This window comes from Dongia sp., assembly GCF_041909655.1.
Lineage (GTDB): Bacteria > Pseudomonadota > Alphaproteobacteria > Dongiales > Dongiaceae > Dongia.
The window spans coordinates 236,572-261,050 of record NZ_JAYRDA010000001.1 but is presented as its reverse complement, the minus strand read 5'-3'; the positions used below and the strand labels follow the sequence as shown (position 1 = coordinate 261,050).

Annotated in this window: 3 protein-coding genes; all 3 read right to left on the bottom strand. The window is 58.1% G+C overall.

The genetic code is table 11. The annotated features are described in order from the left end of the window. Positions 1-2 precede the first annotated feature (2 nt). Positions 3-5,903, bottom strand: coding sequence for a hypothetical protein (locus tag ACE3PR_RS01140; protein WP_374367190.1), 5,901 nt, complete (start codon positions 5,901-5,903; stop codon positions 3-5). Positions 5,904-6,981: 1,078 nt separating this feature from the next. Beyond that, positions 6,982-23,412 carry a calcium-binding protein gene (locus tag ACE3PR_RS01135; RefSeq protein WP_374367187.1) on the bottom strand — a complete coding sequence of 5,477 codons (16,431 nt, stop codon included), beginning with the start codon at positions 23,410-23,412 and terminating at the stop codon, positions 6,982-6,984. Between the two features lie 15 nt (positions 23,413-23,427). Then, positions 23,428-24,477: a hypothetical protein gene (locus tag ACE3PR_RS01130; RefSeq protein WP_374367184.1), complete on the bottom strand. Its 1,050-nt coding sequence runs from the start codon at positions 24,475-24,477 to the stop codon at positions 23,428-23,430. Between the last annotated feature and the right edge of the window lie 2 nt (positions 24,478-24,479).

Below are 24,479 nucleotides of genomic sequence, written 5' to 3'. Positions count from 1 at the left end.
CGTTACACAAAGCGGAAGTCGCTCTCATGGAGGTGGGCAAGAACGACATCCTTGATCACCACGCTGTTGTCATTGTCGAAGGTGATGACGACGTCGTCGCCATCCTGCTCGCTGGCCGCAAGAACCGCGGTGAAATCGGCGAACAGGGTGTGATCGAATTCGATCTTGTCGCCGCTCGATCCGCAGGTCGTGAAGTCCTGGATCGTGTCCTGGCCAAAACCCGGCTTGAACACGAAGACGTCCTTGCCGGCACCGCCGGTGAGGTCGTCACTGCCAAGACCGCCATCGATCCGATCCTCGCCGGCATCGCCGCGGATCGTATCGTCGCCCGCACCGCCGTTGAGGATGTCGTTACCCGCTTCACCGCGGATATCGTCGCTGTCAGCACCGCCATCAGCCGTATCGTTGCCTGCGCCGGCGCGGATGCTGTCATCGCCGGTGCCGCCTTCGATCAGGTCGTTGCCGGCACCGCCGCGCAGATCGTCATCTCCCTGGTCGCCCTGCAGATGGTCGTCGCCGGTGCTGCCGTCGAGGTAGTCGTCGCCATCCTTGCCCTGGAGCGTGTCATTGCCCTGACGGCCGTAGAGCGCATCGCTTTCATTGCCGCCAGCCAGGAGGTTGGCCGAAGCATCGCCGCGGAACTCGACCGCCACGTCCGGCGAGCCGTTCACCAGATTCTCGACCCCGGTAACGGTCGAGCCGTCGTAATTGCCGCCGTCGATATCGCCATGCGCGAGATCGATCACGACATCGTCCCCATCAGAGGTCACGATCAGCGTATCGGTGCCCGTGCCGCCATCGAACGCGGTTTCCTGGACGTCCTCGTCACCGCCCAGCGTATCGTTGCCGGCACCGCCCGAGAGCGCGTTCTGGCCGGCCCCGCCGGTAAGCGTGTCGTTGCCACCTTCGCCCTTGAGGATGTCGTCGCCGGCACCGCCCTGCAGCTTGTTGGCATCCCCGTTGCCGGTAAGCTGGTCGTCGTCGTCGGTACCGACGACATTCTCGAAGTTCACCGCCTGGAGCGCCGCACCGTTGAGGACGAATGCGCCGGTCGCGAGGTTGACATTCGCCGGGCCCGTCGCTTTGGAGAGGTCCAGGGTGTCGCCATCCGTCTCGTTGCCCTCGCCGGCGTCGATTTCCGCGGCGCCGAAGGCATCGCCCAGCACCACCTTGTCGTCGCCGCCCTTGAGATCTATGTCGAGCGGGGTGTCGGTGGTGAGGTTGCTGGCATCGACCACGTTCTTGCCGTCCGAGCCCTCGATGTCGATCCGGGTGACACCGGTGAGCGCGCCGGAAAGATTGGCGCTTTCGCCGTCGGCCAGTTCGAGGTCAAGGGTTTCGAGACCGCTGGTCTGCACCAGGGCATCCGCCGCGCCACTGGCGAGGCTGATCGCAATGTCGAAACCCGCCGCCTTGCCCGTCACGTCATAGATGCGCGGGGCATTGGTTTGGTTGCGCAGCACGGTGAGCGAGTCGGTACCGAGACCGCCGACGAATTTGTCGTCGCCGCCCGGCACCTGATAGGTGAATTGATCGTCACCATTGCCGCCGTCGAGCTTGTCGTCGCCGGCACCACCGTCGATTTGGTCATTGCCGGCACCACCGGCGATCACATCGTCGCCCGCGCCGCCATTGAGCTCATCGTCGCCGGCATTGCCCTCGATATCGTCATCGCCGGCACCGCCCTCGACGACATCGTTGCCGCTGCCGCCATAAAGCATGTCGTCGCTGGCACCGCCGTCGAGTTCGTCGTCGCCGGCACCGCCATCGACGGTATCGTCACCCTCGCCGCCGTCGACATTGTCGTTGCCCGCGCCGCCGGTCAGGTCATCGTCACCGGCATTGCCGAAGATGTCGTCGTCGCCGGCACCACCCGCAACGACGTCGTCGCCTGTGCCGCCGGTGACGGCGTCATTGCCGGAACCGCCCGTGATGTCGTCATCGCCGTCATTGCCGGCAAGGACATCGTCGCCGGCCTTGCCGTCGATGATATCGTCGCCATTGCCGCCGGCCAGATTGTCGGCATCGGGCGTGCCGGTGAGGATCTGGTCCTCGTCGACGATTTCATCTGCCAGGGAGACGACCGTGACATCCTCGAAGGCGAGGCCCTGATTGCCCCAGGAATAGAGGGCAAAGCCACCTTTGGCGAAGCTGTGATCGGCGATTTCCGTGCCGAAGATCTGCACGCCGTCGATATAGGCCAGGATGCGGCCGTCCTTGATGTCGACACGCAGATTGGTGAGCTCGCCCGGCGTGTACTTGCCCGGCACGATACCGAGGATCTCCTCGACCCCGCCCCGCATGCGGATCAGCTGGAACACGGCACCGGCGCCGTTGCTGGGGTTGCGATCAAGATCGCCTTCCGCATCCAGCTCGATCTTGTAGTAATTATTCGCATCCACGTAGTGGATCAGGATGCCGAGCGCGTCATTATCCGGCGTCACGAAATTGGTTTCGACCGAGTAATTGTCCCAATCTTCCGTGCCGTCGCCGTTATAGAGAGCATAGGTGCCCTTGCGCAGGACATTGACACCGTCGCCGAGCGGGCTCCAGCCGCGATCCCAGTAATCGGCCGCCGTGGCGCCGTTCCATTCCAGTTGACGGCTCTGCAGGTCGGTGAGCTGAGTGAGCTTGCCGTCGATAAACTGCCAATCCGATTGCAGGCCGTCGGGGCCAATACCACCGAATTCGCCTTCATCGACGATGGTCCAGTTGGCAGCCGAGGCGGCCGACCCGAAATCATCATGGAACATGACGTCGTCCTGGGCGAAGACGGTCACTTTCACCGTGTCGGTCGAGATCGTGCCGTCGCTATCGGTAACCTCCAGCGTCAGCACATGATTGTCGGGCGCCAGGGTGACGGTCGGATTGACGCCGGTGGCGATGACATTGCCATCCGCATCCTTCCAGAGATACTGGCTAACGGGATCGACGCCGAAGGTGGCGCCCGCATCCAGGGTCACGTCGACCGAGCCGTCGCCGTCGAGATCGACCAGGCGCTGGTCGTTGCCGGCATGGGCTTCGAGCGTTACCCGGTTGACGGTGATGTTGTCGAAGATCGAGGCGCGCTGGTTGTCGGAATAGATACCGACGGTGCCCTGGGTGAGCGGATCCGTGGCATCGGTCACCGGCCCGCCGAAGAGGACCTGGTTATCGACGAAGACCGTGATCTCGCCATCGACCAAAGCCACCTTCAGCGCCATCTCGGCATTGAAACGGTAGCCGCCGGTCTCGGCGGCCAGCACCGTCTCGACGCCGTTCTGCACCTTCACCAATTCATGGGTGTTGGTTTCGGCATTCAGCACCAGGCGATAATGGTTGTTGGCATCGGTATAATAAAACACCACGCCCACGCCGTCATTGTCGGTCGAGGTGATGCCGGTCTCGAAGACATAATCGTGCCAGGTCTTGGCGGCCGCATCGCCCCAGACGAGGATGTTGCCGTCGCTGTCGGACTGGTCATAGAGCGCACCTTCCGGGGCCGGCATGCCGGCTTCCGCCGTGTCGCGGGCAAAGACCGTGCCCTTGACGATGAAATTGCCGGTGGCACCACCTTCGCCGATGGTGAGAGATGCGACGCCGAACGTCGGCGCCAGGGTTTCATTGTTGAAATCGAACTGGACCGAGGCCGGGGTGGGCGCGGCAGCGAGAATGCCACCCGCCTTGGCCGTGCCGAGAGTCGCGATTTCGGCATCGGTGAAGAGCTTGTCGGTCACCAGCACGCTGTTGACGAAAACGTCACTGGTTTCGCCGTCCTCGTCCGTGAACAGCAGCAGGCCGGTGCCGGCATCGAGGCTGAAGCGCGCGGCATCGACGGTTTGGGTGCCGACTTTCACGCCCTCGATATATTTGCTGAGCGTCAGGCTGCCGTCGCCATTGTCGGTAAAGGTGACGGCAACGCGCTGCCACTGACCATAGGTGAAATTGCCGGTATAATTTCCGCTGATGCCGACGCCGCCCGTCCCGTTGCCGAGATCCTTGACGAAGAAGTCGCCGTCATCGCTGTTGTTCACGTTGAGCTGGAACAGCGACGTGTAGCCGGAATGATCGAGCGGGATCAGGATGTCGAAAACGACCGAATATTCCGGCACCTTGTAACCCGCAGGCAGGCCCAGATTGGGATTGAGCACGAGCTTTTCAGTCGGCACCAGCGCCGTGACGAGGCCAACGGTCTCGTTGCCGCCGGGCACGGCCGGAATGCCGAATTCGGCCGGCGTGCCGATGGTGATGACATCGGCGCCATCCTGGGCGGGTTTCGTCCAGCCATCGGCATTGCCGTCATTGAAATTCTCGACCAGCAGCGTGTCGTCGCCCTTTACCACGGTCAGGAAGGCGTCGGTGGTGACGTAGCCTTCGCTGTCGGTAACGCGCAGGGTGAGCTGATGCTGGCCGACACCCAGTTCGACGCTCGGCTTCTCGCCGGTCGCGATCACATTGCCGTCCGCGTCGAGCCATTCATAGCTGACAATGTCATCCTGCGGATTGAGCGATTGCGAGGCGTCGAGTGTCACCAGAGCCTTGTCGGCACCGGCGGGCGCGTCGACGAACAGATCGTCGCCGGCGCGGGCCTGGGCCAGAACGTCGGGGGCACCAACATCGACATTCTCGAACACTTCCTGATGCCCGCGATAGGGGCCGGTGAGGCCGTCGCGATCCAGTTCTTCCTTGATGCGATAGCCGTCGAGATAATCGTCGAATTCGGTGAAATAGGTTTCCGTGGTGATGCGGTTGTTGTCGGGGTCGATCGTCACCAGGCGGATGGCGCCGTTGCCGCCGCGATTGCCCAGCGCCTCGTTGCCGTTGCCGGTGATCTCGCGCGAAACGCCGTTCTGGTAGTTCACCAGCATCTCGAAGGTGGGCGTGCCGTATTGCGATTCGACGACATTGGTCTCGGCGCCGTCACCGAAGATATGGCCGGAGAAGGTGAAGGTGATGTTGGGATATTTCGCCAGCAATTCCCGATAGACCGTCTCGCCGTCATTGGCACCTTCGGGATCGCTGCCCATGCCGTAATCATAACCGGCGCCTTCGTCATAGATGGGGGCGCCCAGCGGGTCGTGCTGGCCGGCGAAATTGGTCAGCGAATGCGAGGCCAGGATGACGCGATGGTCGAGATGCGCGTCGAGCACGTCACCGGCCCAGCGGATGACGTCGTCGCGCGGTCCGAATTCCAGCGACAGGACCAGCCATTTGGTGCCGTCCGGGGCGGTAAAGGTGTGATAATTGTTGGCGCTGCGGTCCGGCTCCTGGTCATAGACGCCGCCGAAGGTGTCGCTGACGGCGGCCTGTTCCTCGGGCGAGAAGCGATCGTCGAGATAATAGGTCGAATGATCCGCGGCCGAGCCGCCGACCGCCTGGTCGTGATTGCCCGGCAGCAATGAATAGGGGATGACGCCGTCGAGGATGCGCAAAGCGGGTTCTGCGACATTCCATTGCGATTCAATGTTGTTGTCGGTGATGTCACCGACATGAACCATGAACTGGATGTTGTGGCTGTCCTTGTTGTCGACCAGCCATTGCGTCATGTCGGAGAAGATGTGGTTCAGTTCCGGATGCGAGGTGTAATTCTGCGTGTCCGGGAATACGGCGATGGTATAGGCGTTCTCGCCGGCGACACGGATGCGAAAGTCGTCATAGGCGGTGGCGCCGTTGATATCGGTGGCGACCACGCGGATATCGGAATGGCCAAGAGCGCCGGGAGAAACTGTCAGGATGCCGTTTTCATCGATGCTGGCACCGGTCACCACCTCCCCGTTGGAATTCTGCAGCGTGTAGGTGTAACCCGAGCCGCCGAAGGCCGCATTGAGATCGATGGTCTGCGCTTCACCACCCGGATGCAACATCATGTCCTTGATCGGCGCGACGCGCTGCGGGGCGGCGGAAAGCACGGATGAATCGGGCATTTTTGATTTCCTTTTGATGACGGCCAAGCGAATGAAGACAAGTGAAGCAAAAAACAGGCGAGCAGGTTCGCGCCTCAAACAGGCTTTTCAACGCGATCGATCAGGCAACAGAACCCCTCTGCGGGAGTGATAAATTTGATTCGTTTTTTTGTGTGTTAATGTTCCGTTAGTCAAATATGACCAACTCGCTTCGTCACGTCGCATGGCCGCGCCGAAAGACGCGCGACCATGTCCAAGCGCCCAGCCAATCGATGGCGCCGCTAGATCGATTTGCGTTGGCGTCGACGCTGCTGCCGATGATCGGAATCAACCCGGCGAACAACCGGACCTGACCGGCGGAAGCGTCGCAGCACTCCTTGAAGACGCCAAGCTCGCTATCGCGATAGGTGGGATGTGTCCGGCACGAAGATCATCGAACCTTGCAATGATCCTAGCATTTGGCAAGGAATCTGGGCCGGGGCGGCATTCCGAGATCAATCCCGTCGGTGCTTCCGGCACCTGCCGTCATTGGGCCACGGTCCTTTGATCGTGTTCTCCGGCAGAGCACCGCCTGGCAATTAGCCCAAAAAGCGCGCTGAGAAGCCGGAAACGATTCTGCTTCGGCGCATCCCCCGGTAGGCGGGCGGAATCTCTCACCACCAACCCGCCGGAGCGCGCCAGATTAAAGATCGCATCAACATATGTACTGGCAGAGAATGTGGCTGTGCTGGCAGTCCGAGGGAACCGGCCTCTGGCTGAATTCCCTGCTTTTCAGGCGAAAAGCAGGGAATTTTGCCAAATCGGCGCTCCAGCGCCGACTCTAAAGCCAATTTAATGCCCAAACACCATACGCTTAGCACCGCATTCCCTACCGTGCCGAACAGGGAATTTCTCCTAAGCTGGAGGGAGCCCATTCGCTGCAGCAGGCAAACGAACATAATCGTCGGGCGGCGACAGAGCCATCTTCTACACGCACGGTTTGTCGATGCATAAAGCTCGGCCCAATGTATTTCGACCTGTACCGTTCCTCAACCTCAGCCCATTCCTTAGGGAACGTCATCTGTCGCCTCGGCTAGATCGATCGGGCTGCGACATCCAACTAGCCCTGCCAGTTTGCGGCAAGGACCGGCGCCAGAGCCTGCCGCGTCACGCCGTCGATATTGAGCGTCCCGACTGGCGGCGGACTAAAGCTCGCCATCGCCTCCACCAGCTGCTCAATGCCATCCGCCGCGATATAGGCGCCACTGGCAACCTCAATGCGCCCCAGGCGATTGCCGTCGGCCGCGTACCAGCCGTCGACCGTCGACCGGTCGTTCGTGCCGATGATGGCGACAATGAGATCGTCCCCATCGCGGCTGAACCACAATTGGTCGGTCGCAACACTTGACCCCACGTCAAGCACGTCGACGCTGCTGGCATCACCGGTCTGGATCAGATCCTGTCCGGTGCCGCGCCCGACCTCATAACGGTCGGCGCCTAGTCCGCCCAGCAGCGTGTCGTCGCCGGCACCGCCATTCAGCACGTCATTTCCGGCACCGCCATCCAGCGTGTCGTTGCCGCCGGCCCCATAGAACCACTGATCAGTACTGGTGCCCACCAATGTGTCGGCACCATCGCCGCCCGCTAACATCGCTCCGTCACTGTAAGTGCGCGTCGACACAACATTGCTCGACCCTGTATAGCTGATGGTGAACCCGCCATTGGGAAGGGCGGCGATGTTCGGGTTGGCACCCGCGGCCGCCACCTGGAACTCGGTCCCCACCTTCGCATTCGTCGCATCGAAGCGCTGCGCGTAGACACTGCCGGCGCTGGTCCACACCACCACATAGCCGCCATCCGTCAGACCCGCCAGTTGCGGCTTCTCCTGACTGCCGGCCGTCGTCGTGTTCACCAGGAACTCGCCGCCGACCGCCACACCCTGCGCCGTATAGCGCCGGCCATAGATGCCTACACTGTCGCCGTCCTGGCCGTTCCGGGATTCCCACACCGCCATGAACCCGCCATCCGCCAGCGCCGTCACCGCCGGCACCTGCTGCGTATCCGTCCGGCCCGAGTTGATCAGGAACTCGCCGCCGCCAAGCTGGTTGCCCACCGCGTCATAGAGCTGCCCGCGCACGTCATTGTTGCCGGCTGACCCGTCCGTCCACACCACCACGAACCCGCCACCCGACAGCGCCACGATGTCCGGCTGGGTCTGGTGATTGGCCGATGACGTGTTGACCCGGAACACCGGCCCAACCGCCGTCCCGTCCGCCGCGAAGCGCTGCCCGCCGATCCCGTAACTGTCCGCCTGCGCATCGATCGACGTCGCATGCCACGTCACCACATAACTGCCATCCGACAGCACCGTGACCGACGGCGGATTGCCGTTCGCGCGCGTCCAGGCCGTGCCCACCGCCACCCCGGCCGCATCGTAATGCTGCACCGAGATGCCGCTGTTCGTCTGCCGCGCCACCACGAACCCACCGCCCGCCAGCGCCGCCACCGCCGCGCTGTTGCCGGGTGCCGCCCCAAGGTCGATCTCCGCCCCCAGCGTCTGGCCCGCCGCGTTCAGGAAACGCCCGCGCAGCTGCGAGTTGTTGTAGATCCATGTCACCAGCTGCCGACCGTCCGGCAGTACCGTCACCGCCGAGGTGTTCCCGGATTGCGCTCCCGTCACCGCCGTCGGATTGCTCGCGCTCAGCGACGGCAGATCGCCCAGGAAGCGCAATTGCTCGACACTGGTCAGCGTATCCGTGCCTTCATTGACCGCACCCGCCCGCAAATCCGTGACCTGGACCTGGCCGTTCCCCAGATCCGTCACCGTGTAATCCACCGCCCGCCCCGAGAACACGGCAACATCGTTGCCAAGGCCACCGATCAGCGTGTCGTTGCCCAGCCCGCCGATTAGCGTGTCGTTGCCGGCCTTGCCGTCCAGCACGTCATTACCCGCCCCGCCGACAAGACCGTCATGCCCGCCATAATCGATGCTGACCGGTCCGTATTGCCGGACCAGCGTATCATTACCGCCCATATAGCTGATGGTGAACCCGCCATTGGGAAGGGCGGCGATGTTCGGGTTGGCACCCGCGGCCGCCACCTGGAACTCGGTCCCCACCTTCGCATTCGTCGCATCGAAGCGCTGCGCGTAGACACTGCCGGCGCTGGTCCACACCACCACATAGCCGCCATCCGTCAGACCCGCCAGTTGCGGCTTCTCCTGACTGCCGGCCGTCGTCGTGTTCACCAGGAACTCGCCGCCGACCGCCACACCCTGCGCCGTATAGCGCCGGCCATAGATGCCTACACTGTCGCCGTCCTGGCCGTTCCGGGATTCCCACACCGCCATGAACCCGCCATCCGCCAGCGCCGTCACCGCCGGCACCTGCTGCGTATCCGTCCGGCCCGAGTTGATCAGGAACTCGCCGCCGCCAAGCTGGTTGCCCACCGCGTCATAGAGCTGCCCGCGCACGTCATTGTTGCCGGCTGACCCGTCCGTCCACACCACCACGAACCCGCCACCCGACAGCGCCACGATGTCCGGCTGGGTCTGGTGATTGGCCGATGACGTGTTGACCCGGAACACCGGCCCAACCGCCGTCCCGTCCGCCGCGAAGCGCTGCCCGCCGATCCCGTAACTGTCCGCCTGCGCATCGATCGACGTCGCATGCCACGTCACCACATAACTGCCATCCGACAGCACCGTGACCGACGGCGGATTGCCGTTCGCGCGCGTCCAGGCCGTGCCCACCGCCACCCCGGCCGCATCGTAATGCTGCACCGAGATGCCGCTGTTCGTCTGCCGCGCCACCACGAACCCACCGCCCGCCAGCGCCGCCACCGCCGCGCTGTTGCCGGGTGCCGCCCCAAGGTCGATCTCCGCCCCCAGCGTCTGGCCCGCCGCGTTCAGGAAACGCCCGCGCAGCTGCGAGTTGTTGTAGATCCATGTCACCAGCTGCCGACCGTCCGGCAGTACCGTCACCGCCGAGGTGTTCCCGGATTGCGCTCCCGTCACCGCCGTCGGATTGCTGACACCATTGCTGATAGTCACCACGCTGTTGAATGGTGTCACGTCAATGGTGAAGCTCTCGGTCTTGCTGAGCCCGCCCGCATCCGTCGCGGTCACGGTCAACGCGACCTGCGCCTCGGCGGCGAGGTCAAGCGTGACACCGGCCTTCAATTTGAGCTTGCCGGCAATCACCTCGAAGCGGCTGTCGGAAACACCGAAGGTATGGGTATCGCCGGCATCCGGATCGACCACCGTCAGATCGCCGATTTCGGCGCCGTCGATAAATTCAGATACAGTCAGGTTCGACAAACCGACCGAGACGGGAGCTTCGTTGACATTGCTGACGGCAATCGCAAACGTCTGCGCCTTGGAGAGACCGCCAGAATCCGTCGCGGTCACGGTCACATTAACATTGGCGCCCGCCTCATAATCGAGACTGACCCCTGCCTTAAGCTTCAGCTGATCGTCCACGATCTCGAAGCGATTGTCCGAGACGTTCAAAGTATACGTGTCGCCGACATTGGGATCGATTGCCGACAATGTGCCGACAACCGCACCAGCGTCATTCTCCGCGACGGCGGCGGCAGACAGCAGGATCTGTGTCGGTGCGTCGTTTCCGTCCAGAACCTGAATGACGAACTGGCGTGTCACAAAGAGACCACCGGCATCCGTTGCCTTCACCGTGATGCTATGGCTGGTAGCAGTTTCGAAATCGATGAGCGCGCCATTGGCAACACTTACGACGCCGGTCACGGCATCGATGGTGAACCGACCGCCCGCATTGTCGGTAAGACTGTAGATAAGCGTGTCGCCCAGATCCGCATCGGTGGCCAGTGCGGAAATGCCGACCAGAATTCCCGCGGCACTCTCTTCAATTGCCACATTTTCGGCCGAATTGACGTCAATGAGATTGAAGGGGGATGCATTCGTGTTCGTGACGCCGAAAGTTCGCGTATGAATGACACCTCCGGACGCGGTCCAACTCACGACGAACCCACCGCCCGGCAATGCAGCCACAAACGGCTCCGAACCGCCGGCACCCGGCGTATCAATGTTGAATTCGCCGCCGACTTTCTGACCCGCCGCATCGTAGCGCTGGCCATAGACCCCGGCATTGGTGGTCGAATACCAGACCACGGCAAATCCACCGTCTGTCAGACCGGCGACTTGAGCGTGATACTGGTTGCTGGCCATGGTCGTGTTGACCAAAAATTCATTCCCGACCTTCTGACCGGCAGCATCATAACGCTGGCCGTAGACGCCCCAATCGCTGGGCAGATCCTGTCCGTAAGACTGCCAGATCGCCACAAAGCCGCCATCCGACGTTGCGGCAAGGGCCGGCGCGAACTGGTCGGCGGCGGTCGCCGTGTTGATCAAGAAGCTGCTGGTGCCAATCTGCTGACCTTGCGCATCGTAGACCTGCCCACGGATATCACCATTGTTCGATCCGTAATCACTCCAGACGGCTACGAAGCCGCCGCCAGTCAAGGCGATGACGTCGGCGAGGGACTGATTGCCGCTGGTCAAGGTATTGATCGGGAATACCCCACCGACTGGCGCCCCGCTGCTGTCGAACTTCTGGCCGGCGATGCCGGAACCATTTGCATCGGCTCCGCTCGCTCCCCAGACCACGATGTAGCTGCCATCGGGATAACTCGTCACGGAGATGCGATCCTGATAGATCGCATAGCCATAAGTACTGTTGACGACAGACGCGCTCAGTGTCCAGGCAGTTCCAATCGGTTGATTGCTCGAATCGTATCGCTGCACGCGAAGTTGGCCACTGGTACCAACCTGAGCGGTCACGAAACCGCCACTAGGCTGACTGGCGACGGCACTAAAGCCGACGGCTGTTCCCAGCGAGAACTCGGTGCCCAAGGCAACGCCCGCCGTGTTGTAGTAACGACCTTTGGCTCCGCCACTGGTGAGCCAAGTCACCAATTGGCGACCATCCGACAGCAAGGTGACACTTGAACGGCTGCCCCCGCTTGCAACCGTGACATCAGCACCAGGGCCAGATTGCTCGGCAGCGTTGACGACATTGATTGTAAAGGATTGCGCCTTGCTCAGAGCGCCCGAATCTGTCGCCGTAACAGTAACCAGGACGCTGGGTTCGACCTCAAAATCAAGGCTGACGCCGCTTTTCAATTTCAGCTTGCCACCCACAATCTCGAAACGAATGTCCGAGACTGACAAACTGTGACTGTCCTCCATATCCGGGTCGAAAACTGTCAGTGTACCGATTTCAGCGCCAGCGATATTCTCGACGACATATTCGTTCGACAATGTAATCGCCGTCGGTGCTTCGTTGACATCGGTCACCGTTATGCTGAAAGCCTCGCTCTTGGTAAGCCCGCCGGTGTCCGTTGCTATCACCGTGATACTGTGACTTGAAGCCGATTCGTAATCGATCAAATTGCCATTCGCGACCGAAATGATGCCGGTCGAGGCATCAATTTGGAACCGACCTCCCGCGTCATCGCTCAGGCTGTAGGTCAGCGCGTCACCCGCATCCGGATCGCCTGCCAGTGCCGTAATCCCGACCATGGTTCCGGTCGCAGCATTCTCAGCCACCTCATTTTCGGCTGCGTCGCTATCCACCAATGTCTCCGGCGCCTCGTTGACATCCGTGACCGTGATCTCGAACGTCTCGCTGCTGGTGAGACCAGCGGCATCTGTGGCTACTACCGTAACACTGTGAGTGGTCTCGCTCTCATAATCCAGCAAACCGCCATTTGCCACGCTGACCACACCAGTCTGCGCATCAATCTGGAAGCGGCCGCCCGCATTGTCCGCAAGGCTGTAAGTCAGGGCATCACCGGCATCCGGATCGCTCGCCAGGGCTGTGATACCCACCACCGTGCCATTTACCGCATTCTCAGCCACCGAATTGTTCGCAGTATCCGCGTCCGATACCGAGATCGGCGCCTCATTGATGTCGGTCACTGCGACACTAAACGTCTCGCTCTTGGTCAGGCCATCGGCATCTGTGGTTACCACCGTAATGCTATGAGTGGTCGCCACCTCATAATCCAGCAAACCGCCATTTACCACACTGACCACCCCAGTCTGTGCATCGATCTGGAAGCGGCCGCCGGCATCATCACTCAAGCTATAGGTCAGCGTATCGCCCACATCAGGGTCGCTCGCCAGGGCCGTGATCCCGACCACCGTGCCAAAAACTGCATTCTCCGCGACTTCGTTTGCGGTACCATCAATATCAACCAGAGTGACTGGCGCTTGGTTAGGGATCACAGAGCCGTAGAATGTTTTGCTCCGGATCGTCCCGTCCGAAGATTCCCAGGCAACGACAAAACCACCATCTTCCGTTGCGACGATAGAAGGCAGACGCTGATCCCCAAGCGTGGTTGTATTGACCAAAAGCTCATCGCCAACCTTGTCGCCTTGGGCATCATAGCGCTGGGCAAATATGTCGTAGCTGCCGCTAACCGATGTATAGCCTTGCCACGTGACGACAAAGGAATCGTCGCTCAATACGGTCACCATCGGATTCCACTGGTAGTCGAGCAGCGTGGAGTTCGCACGTGACGCGCTTCCGATAGGTTGCCCAGAAGCATCGAATACCCGAACATAGACGTCCTGCGCCGAACCGTTCACCGTCTCGAGAGAAAACCAGGTTGCGACGAACCCCCCGTTCGAAAGTGACGAGACACTAACTGTTCCTTGGTTGCTGGAAGTGGCGTCCGTCACGGTGAGCTCGCCTCCCACCTTGACGCCGGCATTGGTAAAGATCTGTCCTTTGATGCGATATGGGCCGACAGAGCTGTCTTGCCAGGCAATGAGAAAATTACCGTTCCCAAGCGAAGTAACGGAAGGCAGCATCTGATAGGCCGCCGTCGCGGTGTTGACCTGGAACGGCGCACCTAACGGCGTACCATCGGCATTAAACAGTTGAGCTCCGATGCCGTCGTTAGACCCGTCAATCCCAGCACTGTACCACGTCACGACATAGCTGCCGTCATCGAGAAGGCCTATCTCGGCACGGTAGTTGTACCCCCCATAGCCATTCGATGCCCCGGCCCCGGACCAGGGTGCCAGGCCAGTTATCGTTTGCGGCGCACCATCTGGAGCACCGCTCGATGTATACCGCGTCACGGTCAATACGCTGCCGGAAATGCTTGACGTAACGAAACCACCATTCTCGAGCGCAATCACGTTGACCTTGCCGGCAGCACTGCCGAGGGACAAAATCGCCCCCACTTGAAGATCGTTTTCGTCCAGCACTCTACCTTTGACCGAGCTACCTTCATTCCAGATGTAGAGCCGATTGCCATTCTCGAGAATCGTCACATTCGCGTATTGAGCACCTGCGGCTGTTGCGACAATGAGCTCGGCTGACGAGCTCTCCGTCACATTAATGACGAAACTCTCTTCGCGGAAAAGGCCTTCAGAATCTGTGGCGCGGATAACGATCATGTGTTGCGTGAATTGCCCAACATCCAGGAGCCCGCCATTTGCTACGGTCACAATTCCTGTTGTCGGGTTAATTTGGAAACGACCAGCGGCGTCGTCACTCAAGCTATAAGTCAGCGTATCGCCCGCATCTGGGTCAGTAGCCAGGGCTGTTATACCCACTACCGTGCCCGTCGCAGCATTCTCGATTACTCTGTTTGATGCCACATTCGCGTCAATCAAGGAGGCTGGCGCATTGTTCTCGGTTGTGGGTAGCAAAATATCGATGCTTACCGTTGACATGGACACACCGCCCTTTCCATCTGAAACCGAATAGTTAAAACCGCCGCTTCCGACATAGCCGATAGTTGGAACAAAAATTACTGCGCCGTCATCAACGTAAACCGCTCCACCGACAACGTTACTTATGTTCGATAAGCTGAGATTATCGCCATCTTCGTCACTGTCATTCTCCAGAAGCGCAGACAGCGCTATCGACAAGAATTCGCTATTCGCTGTCGTATAGCCCGTATCTGCCATGGCCACAGGAGCGTCATTGACCGCGCCAACGGTCAAAGCGACGCTGGCACTGACCGAGCCACCGTTTCCATCTTCGACGGCGTAGGTGAACGAGTCCGGGCCGTAATAATTCTGATCCGGCGAATATGTGAAAGAACCGTCGAGGTTGAGATTGAGAACTCCGTGTTGCGGCCCGGTCAGCAAGATGGCACTCAGCGCATCGCCATCAACATCAAGATCATTCCCAAGCAATCCCGCGGCAGCGGTGACGACAAGTATGGTGTCTTCGTTTGTCTGATATACATCCGCCTGCGCTGTCGGCGCATCGTTCACGGCTGTGACCATGACATTTACAGTAGCACTGCTCTGGCCACCCTGGCCGTCGATCGCAGCGTAGGTAAAGGATGCCGTTCCGTTGAAATTCGCCTGCGGCCGGAAGGTCACACCGCCTGCTAAATTTACCCAGGCCGTGCCGCCGACCACATTCGCTACCGACACAATGATAAGCGCATCCCCCTCGGCGTCGGTATCGTTGGCAAGGAGAGTTTCTCTTGCGATGACCAAATCCTGATCTTCTACACCGGATACGGCGTCATCGATCAGCACGGGGGCCAGATTGCCGACGGAAATCGTTACATTGTTATTGTCGCCCAGAAACTTCACGGACTCGATTTCGACGAGTGTATCCAGACCTTCGTCCCCATCCGCCGCATTCAGGTCCCGGATCGTCGTGACGCCATCCTTCGCAATAATCTCATAATCCGAACTCTTGCCGGCATAAACGGCGGTATCATGTCCGATGCCCCCGAGGAGACTATCGTTGCCTGCTCCACCAGTGAGCTGGTCATCCCCCGCGCCGCCGTCAATTTGATCGGCGCTGGCGAAGCCGGCAATCGCATCGGCACCATCCGTCCGCGCCGCCTGCAGGATCGATTGTTGAACGTCTGTCCAACTCAGGATATCGCCATTGCTGAAGTGGAACTCTTCGATCTTGTTAGTGGCATCCGAAAACTGCCCCTTGATCGTCAGCGTAAGCAACTCGAGTCCATCGACCTCGATGCGCAAATCCTCACCGTTCTCGCCGGCGCGGAAAAAGGCCACGAGCCCGCGAGGGATGTTCTCGCCAAAGAGCACCACGTCGAGGCCACCGCCGGCATCCTCAATGATGTCACTGCCGTAGCCGCCATCGAAGATGTAGGTGGTATTGGAACTACCGCCGAACAGCTGATCGTTGCCCGCGCCACCGTCCAGCGCCTTGCCGGAGCCATCTTCGCTGATGGTATTGTCGCCGGAATCATCCACACCTTGTGCCAGCAGAATCATCTGGTTGCGGAGCAGGATCGGGCCATCCGCGAAGTGAAACTCTTCAATACCCAAGGTGGTATCGAAACCAGAGCTGGCGCCGCCTTTGATAACGAGCCTGTCGTCGGTGTCCTTGATCTGAATTACGAGATCGTCAAGATACTCGCCGGTCCGCGTCACCAGCAAATCGGCGACAACGATACCGACACCGAACTGCACGACGTCGTAACCTGGCTCCGGTGCGGTTTCACCCGATGGAGCTTCGGATTCGTCATCCAAAATGACATCGACGCCGGAACCACGGCCGAAAAGATAGGCATCGCTGCCGTCGCGGCCGACCAAAATGTCATTGCCTGCACCGCCGTCGATTGTGGTCTCGTTTGCGTCAACGTCGACGATGATGTCATCGCCACTTGTGGCGACAATTAAAGATTGGCGGATCTGGGCTGCCGCCCAAATCGTTCCATCAGCAAACTCGAACTTCTCAATCACCGGTTCCTCGGCCGAGAACTGGCCTCTGATTGAAAGGCTGTCATTTGTCCCGATTATGCGAATGATCAAATCAGTGTAGTTTTCGCCCCCCAACGACATCTCGATATCGCTGGGACCAACACCAGCCAAGAATTGAATGACGTCCAGTGTATTGTTGTAGCCAGTATCCCAGTGATCGGGGATTTGCTCGACAAGCGTATCCGCTCCATAGCCGCGACCAAACACATAAGTATCGTTGCCGAAGCCGCCAGCCAGATAGTCCTGGCCACCTTTGCCATCAAGCACGTCGTTGCCACTTCCGCCGACCATCAGATCATCGGCGACCGAAGCGCTGGCAAGAGCCAATGTATTTAAATCCTCTGCTGACCAGGTCGTGCCGTCGGCAAAGGAAACCGTCGAGATCCCGGGCAAGTAATGTCCGAAATGACTCTTGATGGTGAGTTTGTCCGTCGTCCCTCGAATATAGAGGACGAGAAGATGCGCATCTTCGCTTAGGGGGTTTTCCGGATCTTCCTCTCGCCGGACGATAACGTCGGCCGGGAGAATGCCGGCAAGAAATTCAACCGAATTGCTCTGCATATATGGAGAATCAATGACGTCCTGGCCATAACCGGGGCCAAAGACATAGACATCGCCACCATTGGAATGACCGGTCAGGATGTCGTTTCCCTTGCCGCCATCCAGGCGCGCGGGTGAGTCATAGAATCCTTCGACAACATCATCGCCATCCGTACTCATTTCGGCGACGATAAGCGCCCGCACCTGATCGATGGTCAGTATTGTTCCATCTTCAAACTCGAAACGCTCGACAAGACTGTGCCCCCACGCGCTTCCCCAGGGAATGGTGATCTTGTCGCCACCGGTTCCCACCAGAATTTCCAGTCCATAAACGTCGGCGTCATGACGGAACTGTACGTCAGCGACCGCAATGCCGGAACCGAACACGATTTTGTCGGTGTTGCCCAAGGCACCGTCATCGGCTTCCACAATGACGTCCGCGCCGTCTCCGATATTGAAGACATAGGTGTCATTTCCGCCGAGACCTCTGAGGAGGTCGTCTCCCTTGCCGCCCGCAAGCACATCGGCTCCCGCCGTACCGATCAGAAGATCGTCAGCGTCGCCCACGGTCAACGCCCTTTGCTGGATATCCGCACTTGTCCAGACCGCCCCGTTCGCGAATGTGAACGTGCTGATCCCAAAATGCCGATAGGAGTTTGTGCCAGGCTGAAACGACATAGTGAATTGTCGTTGAATCCTAAGCTTGTCATCCGTTCCAATGATGGAAAGCACGACATCTTCGCCGTCATAGGTAACCAGAATGTCTTCCGGTTGAATACCTGCACCGAATTCAACGACATCGGTGGAATAACCGGAACTGACCACATCGTGACCGTAGCCGAGGCCGAACCTGAAGACATCCCCGCCGCCACTGCCCGTCAGTCGATCATTCCCGCTGCCGCCGTCCAGGATATCATTTCTCCCTGAGAATCCCTCGATATTGTCATCACCATCCGTCGAGGAAGACGACAGAACGAGCTCATACATTTCTTCCTGTGTGAGCGTATCACCATCCGCGAACAGGAAATTCTTGCCGTCGGGAAGGAACGTATAATGGTCAAGGAGCAGCTTGTCGCTCGTGCCCTTTATTTCGATGAGAAAGCCATCACCGCTCTTCTTCAGCACCAAATCATCGATCGATATATCGGCACCAAGCTGCACAATATCGCCATAACTCCCGATAGTCCGATCGTACCCGGAGCCTCGGCCGAACAAGATGGTGTCCGTGTCGTAATAGCCCGAAATAATAGTGTCATTCCCGGCGCCACCATCCAGAACCTCATCGTGACCGGCCGTACCGTAGATGGTGTCGTCTCCCGGAGTGCTCTGACGCAGCAATGCTCGCACGTCATCCGACGTCAGCGTTGTTCCGTCCGCGAATCTAAAATGTTCAATACCATTGTGAACCGATATTTCGTCGAAGAATTGACTGGAGATGGTCAGTTGATCGAAAGTCCCGACGATGGAGATAAACAGGTTGTATCCATCGGTTGAAAGCAGAAGATCGGACAGAACGACGCCGGCAGAAAATTCGACAACATCTGCGGAGCCGCTGTCATCATACTCGTTCGATATATAGTCCTCGCCATACCCCCGACCGAAAACATAGGTGTCGTTGCCGGCGCCGCCATCCAGTTCGTCATTACCGGCACCACCGTCGAGAAGGTCGTCGCCCGTACCACCGGCCAGATAATCGTCCAGCGGCGTGCCCGACATCGGTGGAATGAGGGCAAACAGATCAGCGTCAGTCCAAACCGTTCCATCCTGGAAGGTGATCGAATTGACATGCGCGCCCGAAGCACCGGAATATTGAGACAGCGTGAGGACGTCAGCCGTATTTCTGATCTGGATAATGACGTCTTTGAGTCCGATGCCCCCCCGCCGGACGATCAGGTCGCTTGCTGCGATTCCCGCCCCAAAGACAATGGCATTGTCTCCATCTCCGGCAACAATCCGGTCCTGCCCGTTACCAAGGCCGAAGTGATAGGTGTCATTTCCGCCTCGGCCGATGAGGATATCGTTTCCACCCCCGCCATTGAGCACATTGCTCTCATCGTCACCGACCAAACGATCGTTTGCCGACGTGCCCGTCAAAAGGAAATTCAGAACGTCATTGTGCGACCACACCGTTCCGTCCGCGAACACAAAGCGCTCGACCCGCTTCGGATCAGGACGATATTGCCCCAGGATTGTTAATTGGTCGGCATGCCCGGCAATGCCGATGACCAGATCGAAATCTTCATAGCCGCCCCGGGAGAGAACAATGTCGGACGGCGTTATCCCGGGCCCGAACCGGATCTCGTCGGCCGTGGATGTTGCCGCCGCAATCGATCCGTCGTGCATGATTTCATTTACGCGGTCCTGCCCTGAGCCAATGCCGAAAAGATAGGCATCATTCCCCGCGCCGCCTTCCAACAGATGATCACCCGGCGTACCGCCCAGCACATCATGGAGGTCCGACCCATAAAGCTTGTTGACGAAGAGGTCCAAACTGGCCAGGTCGACCGTGGAGCCATCGTCAAAGATAAATTCCCTAATCCCGACACCGTTCAGAATCAGAATCTGCCCGGACGAACCCGCGATGGAGATCGTAACGCCCCACAGATTTTCCGTGAAGGTCAGGTCTTCAAAGGTAATACCGGGCGCGAACCTGATTTTGTTTTCGCGGTCATTTTCCTGAATTACATCGAACCCTTGATCTCGGCCGATCCAATAGACGTCATCTCCGCTACCGCCCTCCATGGCATCGTTACCGACTCCACCGACAATCACGTCATCATAGAAGGTTCCGCGCATCGAACTGGATCGCGCATCTCCTATTACCGCTCGCCGCAGCGTAGAGCTTGTAAACGATACGCCATCGGCGGTCAGTGCAGCATCCAGCTTCGCGTCTCTCTGCTGCATGTAACCTGGGAACGAGGCCTGCACGCTGTCGAGCACCAGGATCATCGAGTGCCAGTATTGCAGCTTCTCGGTGCCGTCCACGGGTGCGTTCGCGGCTATTGACGCAATTGCATCGTCCAGCGTGATCGGCGTCCCAAAGGATAGAAATGCCAAGCCAAAATCCTGCAACCCCGGCAGCACCTGCTGGCCCACGGGAATCTGCGCCAGCAGACGCGCCGATGCTTTGGCAACCATATCGTTCCAATTGCTGACCAACTGGGCTGAGGCAATCCATCGCGGATTGGGCGAATTGTCGGATGCCCGCCGCCAGGACAGACCCGTGAAGCTCTCAATGGCCGTCAAAATTCTTGCATCGATATATTGGTCTCGCGAGTTCACGTTTACCTGATCGGCCCCGGTCCATCGCAACAGAATCTGCTCGACCCTTGCGGAGAGAGAGGCAAGGTCGGAGACCTGCATCGACGCCAAGCTTTCAACCATCTCGCGCAAAGCCGGATCGGCACTCATCGCTGCGTGAAGACTGTTCACTTGCCCTGAACCGGCAAGGTTCGGCAATCCGCTCACCGCCGGATCTATACTGATGGGGGTGCTGCTGCGCGTTGCTTCGGGATCGTATCGGAACCAAACGTCCGCTACCGTACCCAGCGATCCATCCACCCGCTCAAACGAGCCGATATCGGAAACGGGATTACCCAAAATCTGCTGCGCGACCGATTGGGCGCCGACCGAGATTGACTTGATCCCTAGATCGCCCAGGCTAAACAGCTCGCCAGCCTCACTGCGGCCGTCGCCATTCGCATCCACCCAGATTCTCAGATCCGCGAACTTGGCATCATTGATGTTGATAACACCGTCCCGGTTGCCATCGAGTTCGATGAGCTTCGCGAACCCGCTATCCCATTGGTCGCGCGACGTGCCGCGCCCTGCTTCCAATCCGGCACCGAAGAGCTCAGATTGAGAATCGATAGTACCATTTTTATTGCGGTCGAGCGCCAGAAGACCATCGCCGCCGGTCACCCAAGCCGTCCGTTCAGCCATGCCATCGTTGTCGAGATCAAAGAAGGCCGTCGAGCCCTTCAGCGAAGTGACCTCAACCCCATCGCCGTCGAGATCGAGAACGAGAGGAGACAAGTAGTTTTCAGCATTGGAACCGTCATCATCGTCGGGATCGTCATCCAACGTAATGCCGAGCTTTTCCTGCGCCCAATTGTCAACATAGATCGTCGCTCCGTCCTCGGTGACGATCTTCAGGCTCTCGCCTTCCTGGTAATACTTCTCGCCGGAATCGCCTTTATAGTAGTTGTCGGAATCATTTTCTTTTTCACCATGAACAAAAGTCGTGCCTTTGTACTCGGCGCGATCGTCATTTTCCGGATCCAGAATCCGGTCGCCGTCATCGACGATGAAAATATCGCCGCCCTCACCGCCGGTCAGTTCATCCTCATCCTCGCCGCCGTCGAGGATATCCTTGCCGTCGTCGCCAAAAAGCTTGTCTTTGCCTTTGCCGCCGTAAAGCTCGTCTTTATCGCCACCGCCGTGGAGCTCGTCCTCATCGTCATCGCCGTATAGCTTGTCTTCACCGGCGGCAGCCCAAATTTTGTCGTTGCCTTCTCCACCTATCAACTCATCTTTACCAGATCGACCGACGATAACGTCGTCACCCTTTCCACCGTCAAGTAGGTTACCATTACCACCTTCATCAACGATGACATCGTTACCGTCACCGCCCAGAAGCTCGTCTTTGTCCTTACCGCCCACGATGACATCGTCACCTTTGCCACCGTCAAACTTATTAACGCCACCATCGCCGCCAGCAAAAAAATCATTCCCGGAGCCGCCAATTGCAACGTCGGCGCCGATAGAACCAAGAAACAGAGTGCCATAGCTAGAATTGGGCGTATCCCCGAATGCGATAGCATTCTGAAAACCAGAAGCATCGGCTGCCGCTACGACGCCGCTGAATTTGCCTTCTGAAATACTCTGGACCCGACCGACTGCGGCTGCTACTGCGTTAACAGCGTCGACGCCAAGCTCATCGAGACGGGTAGAAAGTTCCTGCTTTCCAATGTTTACGAGCGTATCTAGTCCAGGAATATCGGATAGATCGGCACCATCTTTTTCGGCTAGCGGCAGCCGAGCTATATTCGCGCTGAATGAATTAGTTCCTTCGGAAAACAATCTAATTAAGTTGCCGTCAATGACAGCCTTGTTTGACAATTGAAGTGCAAGAATGGCCAGCGGATAAGCCCTGACTTCAAGGCCATCATCTCCGCTCTTGACGCTTTGATGCAGCCTCTTCAGATCATCTTTTAGCGCTGCGAATAACTCTCCTTCGGCAAGGTGATCATTAATTATACGCCTTAGAAATGCTTCCGATTGATTTAGATCGGGATTGTCTGATTGAGGATTAATACTTTCGTCACCGGGCTTATAAACAAATAGATCAGCATCCACTATGTCAGTGGAAATACTCCTTAGATCTGAATCCAAGGTCTCTATCCACCACTTGTCGGGATTTTCGGGATCCTTTCCAAGGTACGAGACGAACCGCATAAAGTTCATGCCGTGATAAGTGGCGAGAGCAAGAGGTGGGATGCCAAGCTCTATATTCGCGAAGTCCGTAATCGCTCCCCATGGAGTGAGGGCCCCAGCTATGTCACCAGAAACGCGTAATCCATCTATAACGCCGCCGCCCAAAACCGACGGATACACGATATCAGCGGTTAGGCCCTCGTATTCCGGAAATAGCTCAGATGCGATATCAAGAATCGTATCAACTACTTCACTCGTTACGTCTACAACAAGCGTGGGATATGAAAATAGGATCTCGCCATCTGCTGATTTGACAATCACTATTTTCGTAACATTGTGGATTAGACTTGTGCCATAGGTGGTCATCGCTGGATTGAATACAAACGCATCAGCGCCGAAGTAAGCAGCTACAGCAGCAGCAACCCCCCCCCCTTGCGAGTGCCCAACGTACTGGATGGTGCTTGGATCAATGCCGTTTTGCGCCGCGACGAAATGCGCAAAAGTGACCGCAGCGATAAAAAATGGATCCGGAACGCCAATTGCATTCAAGACAGCATTGAGGCGCTCATCAAGAAGGTTCCTATAAATTGGATCCTCCCACCCATCGAACGCAACTACCCAGGTATTACCATCATTGTAAGCCGCAAACCCCAGTTTAGTTGGTTGGCTATCGTAATACGTCGAGTGAAAGGCGCTTTCTAAGCTAGCTACTCGCGTCCAATCCGGTGCGATCCCGGCGCGGTCGGGATTGCTCAAATCGTAATAGACATCCAGAGCAATATTCGCGTACTGCTGAATCAGTTCTTGAGAGTAATTCGTCATCGTTGAATCCCCATTCTACTGTTTCAGTATGACGGCAATGGAGCTCGTCTCCGTGATAAGGATACGTGCGCCTTCCTTGTCCCAGATTGGAGCTGCCATTGGCTGTGTTGTTGGAGAAAGTTTGATTGGATAGGAATCGCGCCAAGGCTTCAGCAATGGCGAGGACGGATCTTTGTTTGGCGGCCATAGGGTATTGAGGTAGTCGACTCTGAAATATCTAGCCATGCCCTTTAAATTCCAGCGCGGCTTTAAAGCTTCGTCAGACACCTCCAGTGGCACGATATCATCCACCGAGAATTGGCTTCCGAATATGTGATCGAGCGTCTGCGTCTCCGAATTAGGAACCCATCCATTCAAACGAAATGGGCTATCACCAGCATACCATTGTCGATCGAGCTTGACAGATTGCGGAATCGTACTTGATGGCGAAGAGATCAGCTCTTGAGCCAGCTTTTGATTTCCGCGCCAAAGCGCTTCTGGTACTTGGAACAAAAAAAGTGATTTGAATGAAAGCACCTTGCCAATCGGGATGGGCTCGCTACGAGATACGTAAGCGTAAATATCCAGAAAATCATTGGGATAGTACTGAGGGCGACTATCCGTCGGGGCCTCAATCTCTACATTTTTTATCCGGATTGGATACGCACCTGACTTTATTTTCTCGATGTCGAAATACGCGTCCATAATGCGCGGATCATCGACCTTATCGACATAGATGATAAGCGGCACAAAGCCGCTTGCCTTCTCTTTGGTGTCACAAATGTCAGGCAAAATGACCAGAATTCCAGATCCATCTCGCATTCTTTCTGAGACAGCGAATCTACTGCGAAACCACGTTGGCGTAAGGCCAGTACCCGTCGCAAATCGCGGCAGACACTCAATTGTCCGATCTATGTGAACCGGCGTTCCATTCACCTCTACATCAACGACAATCGAATAAAACCATGGACCAGGATGAAACACCTTTAGCAGCAGCCATGAGCTGGACGATCTGTCAAAATCCAAATATTCTACTGTTGTCCACAGCCCCAGCACTGTAGCTAAGCTGAGCGCGACTCGACGCATCT

Bases quoted from the DNA above. Each gene is read 5' to 3' on its own strand.
- ACE3PR_RS01140 (WP_374367190.1), bottom strand. From the start codon at position 5,903: ATGCCCGATTCATCCGTGCTTTCCGCCGCCCCGCAGCGCGTCGCGCCG.
- ACE3PR_RS01135 (WP_374367187.1), bottom strand. From the start codon at position 23,412: ATGACGAATTACTCTCAAGAACTGATTCAGCAGTACGCGAATATTGCT.
- ACE3PR_RS01130 (WP_374367184.1), bottom strand. From the start codon at position 24,477: ATGCGTCGAGTCGCGCTCAGCTTAGCTACAGTGCTGGGGCTGTGGACA.